The organism is Fervidobacterium pennivorans (assembly GCF_001644665.1).
GTDB lineage: Bacteria > Thermotogota > Thermotogae > Thermotogales > Fervidobacteriaceae > Fervidobacterium > Fervidobacterium ngatamarikiense.
The window spans coordinates 779,161-797,898 of record NZ_CP011393.1 but is presented as its reverse complement, the minus strand read 5'-3'; the positions used below and the strand labels follow the sequence as shown (position 1 = coordinate 797,898).

Genomic DNA, 18,738 nt, shown 5'->3' with positions numbered 1-18,738 from the left:
GCATGGATGAGGAACAAATTTGAAGAACCAGACCCTAATTTCCAAATTATAAAGAACAACGAAAAGGTTAGAGACTTTTTTGAAGAAGAATTAAACCTTGTCATTGACGAAGGAGATGGAATTGTACTCATAACCGGATGTGCACACAGAGGGATAATAAACATAGCCCAAGATGCGCTTGAATTGTTTGATAAGAAAATCAAACTCCTCATTGGTGGATTTCATCTCTACAAATCATCCGAGGAAAAGGTTGATAAAACTATCTCTATTCTTAAGAGCTTGCCAATTGAACAGATAATACCGCTACACTGCAGTGGGGAGTTGGTCAAAAAGAAATTATCATATGAAGTGCTTTGAAAGGATGAATTGTCACTATGGAAAAAGAAACCTCAAAAGTGTTTTGGGCATTTAAGAGTCTCGATGAATACCAACGAAGAATTATTAAAATGTCCGATAAAAAAACAATCCTCCTCGCTGGACCTGGACTGGTAAAACTACACTAATTGCAAACAAGATTGCCTATCTATTACTCAGTGATGTCAAGCCTTCTGAAATCTTGCTCTTCACATTTACAAACAAATCCGCCAAGCAGATAATCTCTACTGTTGAAAAAATAACAGAAATTAACCTATGTGAAAATAAAATTCTTTCCGGCACGTTCTATACCATATGCAACACCTGGCTCAGAACATACGCAAATGAAATAGATATATCACCAAACTATACCATCTTCGACCAACACGATGCAAAAGAGTACATGAAACTACTAAGTTTAAACAAAAATATCGAAGCATTTTACACAGATTACTACCTTGCCCACGAAAGCATACTCTACAGTCTGTACTCAGATTCAATCAACACCTGCACTCCACTTTCTTAACTTATCGAAAAGCAATTCCAAAATCGGCCAAATGCCAAATCACTTGTTGAGAAATTTTACAACGCTTACGAACAAGAAAAGGCAAAGCGCAACATACTAGATTTTGAAGACTTACTTTTTAAAACAATCAAACTATTAAACGAAAAACCGACTATCCGCTCTCAAATCAAATCCCAATACAAATGGCTCTTTGTCGATGATTTTCAGCCCACAACTCCCATCCAATACGAACTTCTCAAAAAACTTTTATCAGATAACCACTTTTTCATCACAGCCGACGATGCACAGAGCATCTATTCCTTTGCCGGAGCAAGGCTTGATAACCTAAAAGATGTCATGAAAGACTCAAAGATTTTGACACTCAAAACCAATTACAGAAGCACAGACAAAATAGTCACACTGCTCAACTTTTTCCTACCAAAAAGCGCAATTCCAAAAGAATTGAATGCTACCCAACAAGGGACGCAAAAGCCAGTAGTTATTATTGCCAAAGACGACGAGGAAGAGGCACAAAAGGTAGTGCAAATAATAGAAAAACATTCAGCGCAAGGATATACATATAAAGACATTGCTGTGCTATCAAGAAAAAGCGACTACCTTTACAACGTGCAAAGAAAATTGCGTAAAAGACAAATTCCATACGTCAACTACTCAGATAAAAGAATTAAAGACCAAGCATACATAAAAGACATGATTTCCTTTCTCAAAATCTTCCAAAATCCGTTTGATTCGATAGCTTGGTATAGGATTCTTGTAAATATCGAAGGTATAGACGATGAGGTTGCGTTTAGGGTAATGAACGTGCTTAGAGACTTTCAAAATCCGCTTGATGCATTCTTTGAAATGAGTGTAAGTAACTGCGACTTAGCATTACTAAAACAGGTGTTCAAAGACTCCATGGATAAATTACACTACGAACAACTAAAGACCTTCTACGAAAACTTCTGTAAAAGCACAATATCACAAAAGTACGAAATCAAAAACAAGCTCAGCGAAATCGATAGGAACATACAAAAGCTAATAACCTTTGCAAGTGGATACTTTTCCAACAAAGACTTTATCGACGACATCACGTTGGCTTCAGATATATTGTCACTGGGAAATCCTGATAATCTTGATATATCCAATACAGATGCGATAACCCTCTCAACAGTTCACCAAGCAGTAGGTAAAGAGTGGAAAATCATCTTTATCTTAGGAGTTAATCTTGGTGATTTTCCTGACTCTCGCTCAGTCCAAGAAAGCTTACTCGACGAAGAAGAGAGGATACTTTACACAGCTATCTCGAGGGCGGAAGAAATTTTGTATATCTCCCAATCGCAATGGCACAAAAGGGAAGATAACCCACATAAAGACTTGCCTGATTTTGTTGAGAAGTTGCCGAATGATTTGATAGAGAAAGTTTAGATTTGATAGGGTGTGGCTGTAAGTGTTTGGTGCCAATAGTTATAATAGGCATAATTGAACTTTTTTGATATTAGTTTTGTAAAGTTGGAAAGAATTAGACGAAAAAGAGATGTGAAAAATAATTAAGAATAGCCAAACAACGACAAACTACTAATAGCTTAATCAGTTCCACAAAGCACCAAAACGCTTGTGGAATTTTTTCTTTTTGCGAAAAGATGTGTTACGTAAATAAGAAAGTGAGGTATAATATTAAATGAGGAACCTAAAAACTTTTGTGCTTTGTTGAAATGTCATTTCATTACTTTTTGGAGAATATTTTAAAATGTCGTGTTGGGGTGATGAGTTTGTACATAATTACCAATAGAGAGAATGAAGGGAAAACCTTAAACGAGCGTCTTAATGAGCTTATCAGAGTATCTAAGCAAGTAGATATTCTTGTCGGATTTTTTTATCTATCTGGTTACAATCTTATTCATAAAGCAATTGAAGAAAATCCTGAATTGACCATGAGAATTCTCGTAGGTCTGGATGTCGGTAAGAATGAAGACTTACTATATGAATTTGCTTATAATGATACCAAGTCAAGAAGTGAAAGTGTGGAAAAGTTTTTTGAATCAATAAAAGTTGCATTTAACGATGAAATGACGGATAATGCTGATTCTTACAAACTTTTTCAAAAGCTAATTGAATATATTAGTGATGGAAAAATCCAGGTGAGGAAAACAAGGGAACCAAACCATTCAAAACTCTATATATTCCATCTTGCCGACAAAACAATTAGACCTGGTCTATTCATTACTGGAAGTAGCAATCTAACAAAAGCAGGACTAAATGAACAGCAGGAGTTCAATGTTGAAATCTCTGACTTTGGATTTCAAGAAGCATATAAATTCTTTTCAGACCTCTGGAATAGTTCAATTCCAATTACTGAGAAACAAGAATGGAAGGAAAAGTTTATTAGAATCCTTTCACAAGAAACCCATCCCGGAAAAAGTGTGTCACCTGTTGAAGCCTATGCATACATATTGAAAACATACATAGATTCAGCAATTCCAAAACATCCAGTAGATGAGTTTAGAAAATTACTTTCTAAGAATAATTACACAGTTTTCACATACCAAATAGATGCTATAAAGGATGCTATTTCCAAATTAGAGAACCATTCTGGAGTTATCCTTGCCGATGTTGTTGGTCTTGGTAAAACAGTGATAGCTCTCGGGATTGCGAAGATACTTAGGGAAAAAGGTATAGTAATTGCACCTCCTGGTTTGGTAAATATGTGGGAAGAGTATCTCAAGCAGTTCAGAATGAGGGATGACTGGGAGGTATTTTCCATTGGTAAGCTTGATGAACCGCTCGAATACGTGAGAGAAAACCCCGAAGTTTCATTGGTTATTGTTGACGAGGCACACAGGTTTCGGAATCCAAAAACAAAGAGTTATGAAAAACTCTACAACGTTTGCTTCGGAAGAAAAGTAATCCTTCTGACAGCAACACCATTTAACAATAGACCATCTGATATATTCTCTTTGATTAAGCTTTTCCAAAGCTCTAAGAACTCCACTATCGACTTGTCACCAAACATTGAATCGAAGATAGCGCGTTTTCAATCCGAGTATTCAAAGCTCCTAAAAATTAAGAAATACGCAAAACTCCAAAAAAAGCAAGACGAGTTAGTCCGACTGTATCAAGAGGTTTTCAAGAAAACGATAAGTTCTATTGGTAAGGAAGAAATTAACGAGGTAGAAGAGCGAATAAAGAAATTATCCAAAGAGATTAGAAGGTTTATCGAGCCTGTGATAATCAGAAGAAACAGAATTGATTTGAAAGAAAACCCAAGATATAAAGAAGAAGTTGGTCAAATGTCAATTGTCAAAGATCCAATCGGTAAATTCTATGAACTAACAAAAGAACAATCAGAATTCTACGACAGAGTCATAAACGATTACTTCGGAGAACCTGGCAAATTCATAGGTGCAATATACACCCCTTACTTTTACAGGGAAGGTGTTTTTGACAACGATGAATCCAACTTTGAGTATTTAAGTCAGAAAAATTTAAAGGACTTAATAAGAAGATTACTAGTCAAACGGTTTGAAAGCAGCTTTGGAGCATTCAGAAATTCCGTAAAAACAATAATGACAAATTGTGAGAGAATCTTAGAGTTCATAGAAAGATATGGTTATTATACGTTTGATAGAAAAATCCTTGAAGAAATGGATGAGCTCGAAGATGATGAAGTGTTTGAGCTCATTGAACAAAAATTGGCTGAGGGATTAAATGGAGCTTCCAAGGTTGATAGAAACTCAATATACGATATATCTGAGTTTAAGAAAAAAGAAGAATTCATAGAACATATAAAGCATGACCAGGAACTCCTTCAGTCTATTCTTATTGAAATGGAAGACCTAAAATTGACAGAGGTCGATCCAAAGATAGAAACACTCAAATCTACACTTTACGAACTGATAAACGAGAACCCATCAAGAAAGATAATAGTATTTACAGAATATCGTGATACTGTAAGGTACATAAGGGATCACCTATCACAAGAATTTAAACTGCTGGCAGTTGACAATGATCTCACAAATGAACTACTTGAAAAGATAAGGTCTAACTTTGATGCGACTGTAAAAAAGGATAAGAGGAGAGACGACTACAATGTTCTTGTAGCTACTGATAAGTTATCAGAGGGTTTCAATCTGGCAAGAGCTGGTGTTGTAATAAACTACGATATTCCCTGGAACCCTGTCAGGGTCATTCAAAGAGTTGGAAGAATTAATAGAATTGGTCAAAAGATATACGACGAACTCTATATAGTCAATTTCTTCCCTACTGAAAAAGGTGAAGAACAGATCAAACAACGCGAGATTGCTGAGACAAAGCTTTTCCTTATCCATAACGCCCTTGGTGAGGATGCAAAAATATTCTCAGAAGATGAAGAACCAAGTGCATCTAAACTCTACAGTAAACTTACAAATTACGATGAGATTGAGAGAACAGCAGAAGGTGACAAGAGCCCGCTAACAATAGCTATGAAAGAATTCGATAACTTGAAAAGACTCATTCCAGATATAGAAGAAAGAATAAGTAACATGCCACCTAGAGTTAAGGTATCGAAAAAGAGTGAGGGTAACGAAAATCAAATACTCTTTGTCAAGAAAAACAACAGTCTCTTTATAATCCGATACAACTATGCTACACAGGAAATTGAAGACACACTGGATTTAATTGATGTACTTTCTGACATCCGCTGTGATGCAAACTGTAGGTCAAATAAGCTAAACAACAGATTTTGGGAAGCGTACAATAAACTAAAGGAACATCTTAAATCTCTGGAAAAGCACACGAAGGAAATATCTAAAAATGAAAGGAAAGCCTACAATGCTCTTAAAACACTACTTAATCATCCAGAACTTGAAAGTCACCACGAAGTAATCAAATTGTTGATAAAACACATTGAAACATTCGGTGGGCTACCGGAAGCCACACTGAAGGAGATAGAAAGAATTGGAAAAGTTTTTGAAAATTCCTCTGAAATATCATCTCGCGAAATCAACAAGTTAAAGGAGAGGATTGACGAAATAGTGAACCAGCTCGGCGGTAAAGATTACCTCGAGAACGTCCAGCTCTCAAAACCAAAAATAGAGATTATGATATCGATAGAGAATACCCGTTAGATATCTTAACGATTAAGGAGGAATAAGAAAATGAAAACGGAGGTCTTTGTCGAAAAACTTCTAAATTCGAATGAGCCTATTGAAAATATTGTTATTGACTACATTGAAGAACGCAATCCTGATTTCCAACGTGAGCTGGAATATGTCGAACTACCGGGTTTGGAAATGCCGGTAATACGAATTGGACTTCTGGAACTTGACGACAGTGCCACACTACATTTTTATTTGGTGAAAATGGATGGGACAATAACGGAAAGAAGTTCGAAGAAGCGGCAATTCGAGATTGCAAAGAAAATTCTCTCGAACCAATTCGCAGATGCTGGAATCTTCTTCTTCCATGATGAGAATAGGAATTTTAGAATTTCTTTTGTCTACAAGCAATATTTTGGAACAAAAGAAAAATACTCTCACTATAAACGATACACATTCTTTCTTTCAAAAGAGCGTCCGTTTAAGACATTCATTACGCAACTCAAAGATGTCACTTGGAAAAACCTGAAAGAAATTAAAGAAGCATTCTCCGTTCAACCGCTTACCAAGCAGTTCTACAAGGAACTTCAGGCCTGGTACTTCTATGCAATGGACAAGGTCAAGTTCCCTGAAGATTACAGATTCTCAGACGATCCAGAAAAGGATAAAGAAATCCGAAACGCAACAAATTTAATCAGGTTGCTGACAAGACTAATTTTTGTTTGGTTTCTCAGGGAAAAAGAACTAATACCCGAAAAATTGTTCGACGAATCCCAGCTTAAACACATTGTCAAGGATTTTCTTGTGAATGAAGAAAGCAGAAACTACTACAACGCTATCCTTCAAAACTTATTCTTTGCAACACTGAATCAAAGGCAAAAAGACCGTGCTTTTGCTTCTGAAGGTGGAAAACCTTACAATCCTCATTATGGAGTGAAGACCCTTTATCGCTATGCTGACAAGTTTCTCATCTCTAAAGAAGAAGTTCTTGAACTTTTTAGGGATATTCCTTTTCTGAACGGTGGTTTGTTTGATTGCCTCGACAAAGAAGACCCAGAGAACAACAATAAGGTTGTATATATAGACGGCTTCTCAAGAAATCCTTCAAAGCAAGCGATAATACCAGACTATTTGTTCTTTAATGACAAGGAAATCATAGCCGATTTATCAGCTTATGGACTTTCAAGAAATGAAAAGGTGCGAGGATTATTTAACATCTTTCGTGACTACAACTGGACTACCGATGAAGCATCTCCAATAGATGAAGAAATTGCGCTGGACCCAGAATTGCTTGGAAAAGTATTTGAAAACCTTTTAGCTTCGTATAACCCAGAAACATCAGCATCGGCAAGAAAGGCTACAGGAAGCTACTACACCCCTAGAGAAATTGTTGACTTTATGGTTGAAGAAAGCTTAGTTGAATACTTGAAAGACAAGGTTCCAGAAATCGAAGAAGAACGAATCAGACTATTGATTTCTTACAGTGACGAGCTTCCGGAGTTTTCTGAAAACGAAAAGGAAAAGTTGCTCCAAGCAATTGATGAAATAAAGATTCTTGATCCTGCTTGTGGTTCTGGCGCTTTCCCTATGGGTATATTACACAAACTTGTTCATATTATAGAGAGACTGGACCCAGAGAATATACATTGGAGGGAACTCCAAAGAAAAAAGATAAGAGAGGAAATAGTGCAAGTATTTCAGGATCAAGAAATAACCGATGAAGAAATAAAGCGTGCGTTAAAGGAACTTCAGGAGGTTTTTGATGAATCGTTAAACTACCCCGACTATGCAAGAAAATTATACATTATCGAGAACTCAATATACGGTGTAGACATCCAGCCAATAGCTGTTCAAATATCTAAATTAAGGTTCTTTATATCACTCATATTAGACCAGAAAATAGACAAAACGAAAGAAAACTTCGGTATCAGACCCTTACCAAACCTTGAAACAAAATTTGTTGCAGCAAATACACTAATAGGACTTGAAAAAGGAACACAAATAAGTCTTGGAGAAAGCGTGATACACCAAGATGCTGAGGAACTTCGAAGGCTAAGGCACCGATATTTCACTGCAAAAACAAGAAGACAAAAAGTGCAACTGCAAGAGAAAGATAAGAAACTAAGAGAGAAAATAAAGAAAGACCTTATCTCCGTCGGATTCCCAAGTGAATCGGCGGAGAAGATTGCTTCCTTTGACCCGTTCGATCCAAATGCTTCGGCTGATTGGTTTGACTCAGAATGGATGTTTGGTGTCAAAGATGGATTTGATATAGTCATTGGGAATCCGCCTTATGTAAGGCAAGAAAGAATAAAACCTCTTAAACCTATCCTTGAAAAGCAAAATTACGAAGTTTTTACATCCACTGCTGATCTTTACGTCTATTTTTACGAAAAAGGATACCGCCTTCTTAAGGATAAAGGGATACTAACATATATAACAAGTAACAAGTGGATGAGAGCAAAGTATGGAGAAAAGCTCCGAAGGTTTTTAAAGGAGAACGCACAAATTTTAGAACTTGTTGACTTTGGAGGATACAGAGTATTTGAACAGACGGTAGATACGAACATAATTCTTCTAAAAAAAGAGAAACCAAGCTTAAATCACGAACTTAAGTATGTTGAGGTAAAAAGTGACGTCGAAGATTCGATAAAATTCATTCAAAACAATTGGCAAAAGATGCCCCAGTCGAAACTTTCTGACAGTGCATGGACTCTTGCTGATGACAGGATTTTGGCAATAAAGGAAAAAATCGAAAAGATTGGTAAACCTCTGAAAGATTGGGATGTTAAGATTTATCGAGGAGTGCTGACCGGTTACAATGAAGCATTCATCATAGACACAGAGACACGTAATAGGATACTTAAAAACTGCAAAACAGAAGAAGAGAGAAGAAAAACAGAAGAAATCATAAAACCAGTCCTCAGGGGAAGGGATATAGGAAGGTATTATTACCAATGGGCAGGGATGTGGTTGATTCTTATTCCGGCTGGTTGGACAAACCAAAACCGTGGATTGTTAAACCCCGAAGAGTTCTTCAGGCAAACTTTCCCTTCACTTTACAATTACTTCATGGAATTCTCAAATGTAGAGTTTCGTGGAAGGCAGAAGGGGTTGTTCACAAGGGATGATCGTGGAGACTATTGGTGGGAACTCAGACATTGCGATTACTATTCCGAATTCGAGAAGGAAAAAATTGTTTGGCAAAGGGTGACTAAATCGCCAAAATTTGCATTAGTATCAGAAGTCCTGTACTGCGAAGCAACAACACACTTTATAACTCATATTCTGTCTGGGACTCCAAAAATCACAGGAATTTTAAAATTTATCTTAGGAATTTTGAACTCAGAACTTTTTGAATTTGCATTCTACAAGTTTTATATGGGTGGAGGTATTGAAGGTGAGATAAAAGGTGAGTTCATTGGACGTTTTCCGATTCCTGAAATCGAAAAACTTGACCAGGCCGATTTTATCACAATTTTGGAGCTTGTGGAAAAAATCATTGATTTGAAGATGAACAGTTCTGAAAGGCAAACTGCTGATTTGGAGAAACAAATTGACAGGATTGTTTATAAGTTCTATAACTTAACAGAAGATGAAATCCAAATTATCGAAGAATCTAGAACAAACGAAGGCTGATAAAAATTTAAGATTTCATCGGATTATCTTAAAAGGCTAACACCTAAATAAAAATAAAACATGTCGATCTCTTCGGTGTTAATAATTCACAAGAAAATGTGAGTCAATGACCAAGTAATGGTAGATGAAAATGAAGAAAAAATTCGAACAATTTAGAGCGGAGCGATGGCTAATTTAATAAAAGAACATCAAACGGCTTTTGGATATATTTTTGATTGTCCAGTAGAGTTATTTATAAAACGATTTTAAATACGTTAAAAGTAAACTTTCGTCGTTATGAATCGAACGAGAATATCTTTTAGAAATATCTTGATAAATCCTTGTGGGAGTGACAATATGAACAACAAGATTAATGTCAGAGAAGGTGTAAACATAGCATTTGAGATGCTTGAGGAAGAAATCGGTAAAATAGTTAACAACCTTGCTAAAAGCATTGCTGAGGTCTCTAAAAAGCAGGACTTCGAAAGAACTAAAAAGTTGATTGACATAGCCCAAAGGATAAAAGAGTATAAGAATAGGTTAATTGCTTTCAAAGAAGAGTGGAGAAAGATTATCGGAAATGAGAAAGCTATCATCACACGGATTGAAATCAGTTCTCAAAACGGTAGTTCCGAAGCAAGAGAGCAAGCTCCTAGAGAATTGAAACAAAACAATAAGACAGGTATGAGAACTCCTGAACGGGAATTTATTATCCCGATACTTGAATCACTAATCGAGCTTGATGGTAAAGGAAAAGTAAGTGAGGTGCTAAAATTAGTCTTTGAAAGGATGAAAAACAAACTAAAAACCTACGACCTGGAAAAGATTCCCGCGGGTGAGATTCGTTGGAGGAATACAGCAAGATGGGCAAGGAAAATGATGATTAAAGAGGGACTCTTAGAACCCAATTCTCCTAACGGCATATGGGAAATAACAGATAAAGGAAGAGAGTATTACCTACAACATGTTGAAAAGTTGAAGAGTAATAATAGTGTGAGACAAACTTCAGAATAATGCGAACCCATGTGCTGAAATTTTAACATTGAGTATTTTTAGGAGGCGGTAGGGTGGCAGACGGCAAAGATAAGAGCAAGGGTGTGGAAGTTGCGTTTGAGATTCTGGAAGAAGAAATTGACATAGCAATTAACGATCTTAGCGAAAGAATTGCTGAGCTATCTAAACAGCAAGAGTTTGAAAAAGCAAAAGCACTTATTGAAGTGGGGCAGAAGGTAAAAGAATACAAAGAAAAAGTAATAGCACTTAAGAAAAAATGGCAAGAGATTTTTGAACGGGAAGAGATTAGAAATGAGACTTTTGAAACAAGCACTCAGAAAAACGATGATGAACTTATCAATTCTGAATCAGTACAACGTGTCATCAAGAAAGCGAAAGAAAGACTAAAGAAAGGGATGAGGACTCCAAAAGAGGAATATGTTATTCCAATACTAGAATCCCTAATAGAACTTGGTGGAAAAGGAGAAATAGGACAAGTTCTCAAACGAGTCTATGAGAAAATGAAAGTGAAACTAACATGGTACGATATGCAGAAACTACCAAGCTCAGGAGAAATACGTTGGGAAAATGCTGCACAGTGGGTGAGATTTGATTTGGTAAGACAAGGTTTTTTATCAGATAATTCTCCACGGGGTATTTGGGAAATCACAGAAAAGGGAAGAGAATATTATAACAGATTACTTAAGAAGTAAGTGAGAGACTATTCTATAAGTATTAACGTTTAGAGGAAGAATATCCAAAATGATTCCAAAAACTTTTGAATGTTATAAACCCATCCTCGAACTTCTTGCAGATGGAAAAGAACATACGATAAAAGATATAATCGAACATTTAACCAAGTATTTTAACGTTACAGAAGAAGAAAGAAGGATGAGGCTTGCAAGTGGTAATGATTTTATCTTCATTAATAGAGTTAGATGGGCGATTTTTCATTTAAGGAGAGCCTCAGCTATAGAATATCCAGAGAATGAGAGGGGTGTCTATAGGGGTGTCTATAGAATAACGCACCGAGGCTTGGATGTATTGAAAAAGAATCCTAAAGTGATTTATTCCAAAGATTTGGAAAAGCTCGCTGATAAGCCAGAGGATAGTAATACTGGCGATCCAACTGAACAACCACCCGAAGAAATAATATCTGAACAACTCGAGGTTCTTAAAGCAAAGCTCAAAGACGAATTAAGACGAAGGATTCTTGAAAAGAGTCCTCATTTTTTTGAGAAGCTTGTTTTGGAATTGATTGTGAAGATGGGATATGGTGGGTCGTTCGAAGAAGCAAGCAAAGTGCTTGGGAAAAGTGGGGATGAAGGTATTGATGGGGTGATTAAAGAAGACGTTCTCGGGCTAGATAATATATACTTACAAGCGAAAAGATACAATCCTGGACAATCGATAGGTAGAAAGGAAATCCAAAGCTTTGTTGGCGCACTTCATGGCAAGGGTGCAAGAAAGGGTATATTCATCACAACCGCATCGTTTACCAAAGAAGCTCTGCAATATGCTGAAAATATAAAGGACATAAAAGTCGTTCTTATCGATGGTGACAAGTTGCTTGATTATATGATTAAATACAACCTCGGAGTGCGTGTGGATAGTGTTATTGAGATTAAAAAGATTGATTCGGACTATTTTGAAGAGGAGTAAAGGTTGAGAGATTTAAATAAGCTTGAAGATATGTGGAACAATAAAAGAAGCTGAACGGAAAATTGTCCCGCTCAGCTTTTTTATACAATGTCTTATTTACTTAGCAATGCTTTTGCCTCGTCCAACGTTGGTATCTTCCCACTCAATACTACTTTTCCATCAATTGCCACTGCTGGGGTTGCAACTACTCCTCTGGAAATGATTTCGTCGATGTCTTGGACTTTTTCGATAACTGCGTCAATTCCAAGTTCCTGAACTGCCATTTCCATGATTTTGATGGTCTGTTTGCATTTTGGACAACCTGCACCGAGAACTTCAATTTTCCTTGCCATACAACTACCTCCTCATATTAATTTGGTTGTATCAAGCTATCAGCCCATATATCATTCCAAACAGAGTCGAGAAAAGCACAACGAGTCCGAAGTAAGTAAATGCTTTCTTTTTGCCGATAAGTTTTGTTATAACTATCATGCTTGGCAAGCTAAGAGTGTTTCCAGCCATGAGCAATGCAAGTGTAGGACCTTTTGCCATTCCAAGTTGTGTGAGTGCTTGAACTATAGGAACTTCTGTAAGGGTTGCAAAGTACATTAGTGCACCTATAACGGAAGCTATAAAAGTTGAGAATATGTTATTCTTTCCAAGCAAGTAAACAACTACATCTTGTGGCAATAGTTTTGTAATTACTCCCGCAAGGAATACACCAACAAATAGATATGGAAGTATTTTTTTTTGCAAAGTCCCAAGTTTCAGCTATCCAGCTCTTTGTTTGGTCTTTTTCAAATCCAAATACCGCCATTGTTAATATGCTAAGTCCAAGAAAACCCAAACTTGAATATTTAACGGTTGGGTTAATCTTTAGTCCTGAGACAATGATGAAGAGTAGTTGTATTAGGAAGAAAACAATTGCTTTTACGTTATCTGTACCATCCGAGGTTGTCTGAACAAAGCCACCAACGCCTTTTTCTTTGAATAAAAGTTCCATAATAAGACCTATTATTATCGCTGCTGTAATTGTTGCTATCATTCTGGCAATCCCTAAATCCCAACCGAGTACGCGTGCTGTCAAGAATATTGCAGCGATATTTATCGCAGGTCCAGCAAATAAGAATGTCGTTGCAGGTCCTATTCCAGCACCTTTTTTGTATATACCACCAAAGAGTGGAAGAATTGTACAGGAACACACAGCAAGAATGGCGCCACTGATTGCAGCAATCGGATAGGAAATGTATCGTTTTGCATCAGGACCAAGGAGTTTTAGAATAGCATCTTTCTTCAGCATGACAGAGATTGTTCCTGCAATAAAGAATGCAGGCACAAGGCAGAGAAGAACATGTTCACGTGCATATTCGTTGAGCATCTTGAAACCGTTGAGAATGCTTTCACTAACAATCGGTAAATCAAATGGAACGAAGTAGAAAATTAAAAATACAATAAGAATAGCTATAAACAGTTTAATCTCACTTGCCACTTGGATTCACCTCCGAATAAGTATGTTTTTCTACAATCTCTAAAATTTCGTTCAATAGTTTGTTATCTGAAAGTCGATATCTGATAGTGTTGCCCACTTTGTTATTTTCGACCAATCCACTCAATTTCAAAATTGAAAGGTGTTGAGAGAGGTTAGGTTGACTTACTTCCAGCAAAGGAAGAAGTTCACAAACACACAATTCACCATTTTGTTTTAGAAGCTGTAATATTTTTAATCTTGTCGGGTGACCGATAATTTTCAAAAGTTCAGCCACATTTTCCAATTCCATATAGACCACCTTCCATAAGGAATTTTGTTTTCCATTTTTAGTATATAAGAAAATTCGAATATTATCAATAAGGAAATATAAAAATTAGTGCCCTTTGTTTTAATTGCTTGGAAGTTGAGTATAGAGTATTACGATAATCAAAGTAGCCATTTAATTGTATTAAAAACCTGGCTATTATATCTGCGCACTAAGCAAGTATTTTGTATTCTTTTGATTTGCGTAGATTCTTTATGTAATGCTTTGATTTGATTCATTTTCGAGATTGGGATGGTATAATAAAAAAGCACGGCTTCAGGAAGGACTGAAGCCGTGCGGAATGAACTATGGGAAATTCGATATATTACTTTTCACGGATGGCTTTTGTGAAGTTTCAGATTTACCATTTTACAAACACCTGGATTACACATTCGGTTGCATTTCCGACAATGTCGTAAGCAACAGCCTTAATTGTGACTGCACCGTCCGATACACCATACCTGTCTCCAAACCTTCCTGTGTTGAAGTTATTTGCTCTGTCTTTGGGCCAAGGTGCGTTAGCCAATCCGAATGATGTTGTGTAAAGTGCATAAAGGTGGTTGTCATCACTTCCGAAATATATTACACCGTCTTTACTGATTGCCAAACCGGAAGCTATATCCTCATCGGCTTGGAATCTCCATTTGAACTTTCCGTCAGGAGTTATCGCATACAAGTTGTTATCGTTGCTACCTACGTATATAATACCATCAGCGCCAATCAATGCGGAGGAAGTTATTGAATCTCCTGTTCTGAGTTTCCACCTCAACTTTCCATCAGGTGATATAGCGTAGAGATGATTGTCTGTACTACCGAAATAAATAGTGTCGTCAGGTCCTATAACTGGGCATGAAAGTATTTCTCCGTTTGTTTTGAATTTCCATTTCAGTTTTCCGTCTGGTGAGACTGCATAAAGGTATGTGTCTTTGCATCCCACGTAGATTGTGCCATCAGCTCCAATAGCGGGTGAAGCCAAGATTTCGCCATCCATCTTGAATTTCCATCTGAGCTTTCCTGTGGGAGAAATTGCATATAAGTACTTATCAGTGCTACCTACATATATAGTGCCGTCGTTACCAATCGCTGGGGAAGAGTAAATCCAGTTCCCAGTTTGGAATATCCATTTCAACTTTCCCTGTGGTGTGAGTGCATATACGTAACTGTCTTTGCTCGCAAGGTAAATTGTTCCGTCTGGAGCTACAGCAGGTGAAGACCAGATTTCATAGCCAGTTTTAAATTTCCACTTTAGCTTACCATCTGGTGTAACAGCGTAAAGATAACTATCACTACTTCCAATGTATATTGTGCCATCGTTGCCTATTGCAGGTGATGACCAAATCTCGTAGTCAGTCGGGAATTTCCATTTGATTTTTCCATCAGGTGATATTGCATATAGGTAACCATCAAGACTTCCAATGTAGATTGTTCCATCATCTGCCACAGCTGGTGTTGAGAGTATATCACCATTGGTTTTTATTTTCCACTTGAGCACACCATCAAGGAGGTTTAAATTGAATTCGTAAGGTTCAGAGGTTATCTCACCTACTTTCTGACCGGCAACGTACAATTCAACTTTGGAAACTCCGTTTTCATCACTTGCTGTTACAACTATACTCGATTCTTTTGTTATTTTTGAACCATCTCTCAAATCTACAAATGATACTTTCGGAGGAGTTCTATCGATGATGAGGGTTATGTATTTTTCTGATGTGTTTCCATACTTGTCCTGCACAATTACTTTTAATGTATATGGTTTTTCTTTGTATTCTGAAGTGTTGATGTTCAAAACGGCAAATCCTGTTTTACCTTCGTGGATTTTTTGTTCGTCAAAGTATGTTTCCAGTTTTTCTATTCCGCTCTTATCGAATGCGTAGATGGTGATTTGAACATTTCCAGTGACTACGGCTTTGTCATTGTACGGTGAAATATAAACCTGTGGTTCACTGTTGTCTACTTTAACAAATAGTGTTTGTTTCTTTTTGTTTTCCGCAACATCGTAAGCAACTACGGTTAGTTCCAGCATGATTCCAGAATAATCAAGTTCATCGACGATATTTGCTGTATTTCCAAGATTTCTATCAAGCTTGGGCCAAGGACTTGCTGCTAATCCCAACGAAGAAGATTGAATTGCAAACAAATAACCATTTGAACCTGAGATGTATAACCTACCGTCATCACTGATTGTTGGAGACGTTAAAACTCCTGCATCTTCTTCAAGTTCTAAAACCCATTTCTTTTCACCTGAAACAGTTATCGCATATAGATACTTACCAGCTGTAACGTAGATTAAATTATCAAAGCCAAGTGTAGGAGATGAGGTAACAGGATTATCAGTTTCAAATTCCCACTTTAGCTTACCATCTGGTGAAATTGCGTAGAGTTTGTCGCTGCCTATGTAAATCGTCCCATCTGGACCTATTATTGCTGAGTACTTTATACCATCAGGTGTCAGGAATTTCCATTTGAGTTTTCCCTCGGACGTGATTGCGTAAAGGTATTTATCACTACTTGCGATAAATATGCTACCATCAATGCCTAGTGCTGGAGATGTGTCTATTTCACCTTCTGTTTTAAATTCCCAAAGTAATTTACCTGTTGGTGTTAGTGCATACAGATGCCCGTCCTTACTACCGATATAAATTGTCCCGTTATAGTCTATAGCTGGTGACGAAAGAATTTCACCTTTTGTTTGGAACTTCCATTTCAGTTTTCCATCAGCATTCACAGCGTATATGAATCCATCTCGACTTCCAAAGAAAATAGTACTATCTTCTGTGCTAATGGCTGGTGATGAGTATATTGCATCCCCAATTTTAAAATTCCATTTCAAGGAACCATCCGGGTAGAGCGCATATAAATACCCATTGAGATTTGCAACATATATGGTTCCATCGTTCGATATCGATGGTGAAGCGTGAATTCTTCCGTTTGTTTGGAATTTCCATTTAACTTGTCCAGAAGGGGTTAACGAGTACACAAAACCATCGTAAGTTCCTATGTACATTGTTCCGTCTCTTGCCAGCGCAGGACTTGACCATACTTCAGTATTCAACTTTGCCTTCCATATTTCTCTTCCTACGTTTTCTATGTTTGGACTTCCAATTTTTGGAATCTGAACTGTGTTCAGGTCGATAACAAATGTATATGGCGGAGTTAGTTTTTCTGCTATCTTCTGACCTTGCAAATACAATTCTACTTTGCTGATACCATTATCATCTTTTGCTTCAGTTTCTACAGTGAACTCTTTTTTTACAAAATCTCCATGCTTTGGAGCTTTGAAGTAAAGAACTGGTGGCACGTAATCTGGAATGACTTTTATAACTTCCTGTGCCTTGTTACCAGATTTGCTATACGCAATTGCTTTAAGCTCCAAATATGAGCTGATTCCCGATTTGTCACCAAAAAGTGCTGTATTGCAGGCATTTCCTTTGAACTTGGGCCACGAACTGTTCGCAAGTCCAAACGAAGAAGTTTGAACTGCATAGATAATTCCATTTGCCGTTGTGAAGTAAATCGTTCCACCAAGATTTATAGCAGGCGACGAGATAATAGCAGCTGCTGCTTTGAAGCTCCAGGATAACTGGCCATCGGAAGATAGACAATAAAGCATGTTATCTGAACTTGATACGTAAATTTTGCCATCAGCACCTATTAGTGGAGAGGAGGTTATTTCTTTCTCTGTTTTGAATTTCCACTTTTGTGTTCCGTCCGAAGAAATCGCATAGAGATAGCCATCTTTACTTGTTGCGTAAATCGTTCCATCAGGTCCTATAACAGGTGAAGAGACGATGTCATCACCAGTTTCAAACTTCCATTTTGGTGTTCCGTCAGAATTGATTGAATAAAGGAAATTGTCGAGGCTTCCAAAGTAAATTGTACCATCGTTTGAAATTGCGGACGAAGAGGTTATATCGTTATTCGCCTTGAACTTCCAAATAAGTTTACCTGTGGTGGTGACTGCGTAAAAGTAGTCGTCAGAACTTCCAAAGTATATTGCATTTTCTGTAATAGCCGGTGAAGAGGAAATCCAGCCACCGGTTTTAAATTTCCATACAAGCTTACCATCCTTCGTAACAGCATAAAGATGCCCATCGTAGCTTCCAACATATATCGTGCCATCTTTTCCTATGGATGGAGAAGAAACGATGCGGTCATTCGTCTTGAATTTCCATTTCAGTGAACCATCTGGTTTTATAGCATAGAGGTATGTGTCTGAACTACCGATATATACAGTTCCGTCCGGTCCTAATGCAGGTGAAGAAAAGACCTCACCACCGGTTTTAAACTTCCATTTTATTTTTCCATCAGAGGATATGGCGTAGAGATTAGTATCTTTACTCGCGATATAAATTGTTCCATCAGCTGTCAATGCCGGGGAAGATGCTATGTAGTTGCCAATTTGAAGTTTCCACTTGAGTTGACCAACGTTAACTGGAATTTGGAAATCATAAGGTTCATTAGATTTTTCCGAAATTTTGAAACCGTTAACGTATAGCTCTACTAATTTAATACCCTTTTGGTCGCTGGCTGAAACACCAACTAGGAACTCTGATGAAACGTAGCCCCCATTCTTAGGAGAGATAATTTTTACGTCGAGTGCGAATGCCAAGATTGATAAGAAGATTAGGATGACAGGTAAAATTTTAAGCCCCGATTTCAGAGAAAACCTCATAACTTCACCCCCTGATTGAATTTATTACAATTAAAAAAATACAGCAAACAAAATATCCCCCTATTTTACTCTGGGTAGAGCAAA

Annotated in this window: 10 protein-coding genes and 2 pseudogenes; 8 read left to right on the top strand and 4 right to left on the bottom strand. The window is 37.2% G+C overall.

Annotated elements, in window-relative coordinates; translation table 11 throughout:
• The first annotated feature begins 6 nt into the window (after positions 1-6).
• The 8 genes and pseudogenes from JM64_RS03765 (at position 7) to JM64_RS03730 (ending at position 12,210) form a co-directional block, all read left to right on the top strand.
• Positions 7-357, top strand: a complete 351-nt coding sequence (locus JM64_RS03765) for an MBL fold metallo-hydrolase (protein WP_064011544.1) — start codon at positions 7-9, stop codon at positions 355-357.
• 139 nt (positions 358-496) lie between these two features.
• A pseudogene (locus JM64_RS10245) lies at positions 497-1,213 on the top strand (UvrD-helicase domain-containing protein); the annotation flags it as partial.
• 3 nt (positions 1,214-1,216) lie between these two features.
• Positions 1,217-2,287, top strand: coding sequence for a 3'-5' exonuclease (locus JM64_RS03755; RefSeq protein WP_064011542.1), 1,071 nt, complete (start codon positions 1,217-1,219; stop codon positions 2,285-2,287).
• Between the two features lie 338 nt (positions 2,288-2,625).
• The gene (locus JM64_RS03750) at positions 2,626-5,967 is read left to right on the top strand and encodes a helicase-related protein (protein WP_064011541.1); all 3,342 of its coding nucleotides are present in this window, start codon (positions 2,626-2,628) and stop codon (positions 5,965-5,967) included.
• Between the two features lie 30 nt (positions 5,968-5,997).
• Positions 5,998-9,576 carry an Eco57I restriction-modification methylase domain-containing protein gene (locus JM64_RS03745; RefSeq protein WP_064011540.1) on the top strand — a complete coding sequence of 1,193 codons (3,579 nt, stop codon included), beginning with the start codon at positions 5,998-6,000 and terminating at the stop codon, positions 9,574-9,576.
• A gap of 336 nt (positions 9,577-9,912) precedes the next feature.
• A complete protein-coding gene (locus tag JM64_RS03740; protein WP_064011539.1) occupies positions 9,913-10,569 on the top strand; it encodes a winged helix-turn-helix domain-containing protein in 657 nt (218 codons plus the stop codon).
• Between the two features lie 53 nt (positions 10,570-10,622).
• Complete coding sequence (locus JM64_RS03735) at positions 10,623-11,261, top strand: winged helix-turn-helix domain-containing protein (RefSeq protein WP_064011538.1); 639 nt, start codon at positions 10,623-10,625, stop codon at positions 11,259-11,261.
• Positions 11,262-11,310: 49 nt separating this feature from the next.
• Positions 11,311-12,210, top strand: a complete 900-nt coding sequence (locus JM64_RS03730; protein WP_064011537.1) for a restriction endonuclease — start codon at positions 11,311-11,313, stop codon at positions 12,208-12,210.
• A 92-nt stretch (positions 12,211-12,302) separates the two neighbouring features.
• Here the strand turns inward: JM64_RS03730 and JM64_RS03725 are convergent, their stop codons facing one another.
• The 4 genes and pseudogenes from JM64_RS03725 to JM64_RS09970 form a co-directional block, all read right to left on the bottom strand.
• Complete coding sequence (locus JM64_RS03725; protein ID WP_064011536.1) at positions 12,303-12,542, bottom strand: thioredoxin family protein; 240 nt, start codon at positions 12,540-12,542, stop codon at positions 12,303-12,305.
• A gap of 31 nt (positions 12,543-12,573) precedes the next feature.
• Positions 12,574-13,666 (bottom strand): annotated as a pseudogene (locus JM64_RS03720) (permease).
• Between the two features lies 1 nt (position 13,667).
• Entirely contained in the window at positions 13,668-13,967 is a 300-nt protein-coding gene (locus JM64_RS03715) for an ArsR/SmtB family transcription factor (RefSeq protein ID WP_064011535.1), read from the bottom strand.
• A 376-nt stretch (positions 13,968-14,343) separates the two neighbouring features.
• Positions 14,344-18,654 carry a beta-alanine-activating enzyme beta-propeller domain-containing protein gene (locus JM64_RS09970; RefSeq protein ID WP_064011534.1) on the bottom strand — a complete coding sequence of 1,437 codons (4,311 nt, stop codon included), beginning with the start codon at positions 18,652-18,654 and terminating at the stop codon, positions 14,344-14,346.
• Positions 18,655-18,738: the final 84 nt, after the last annotated feature.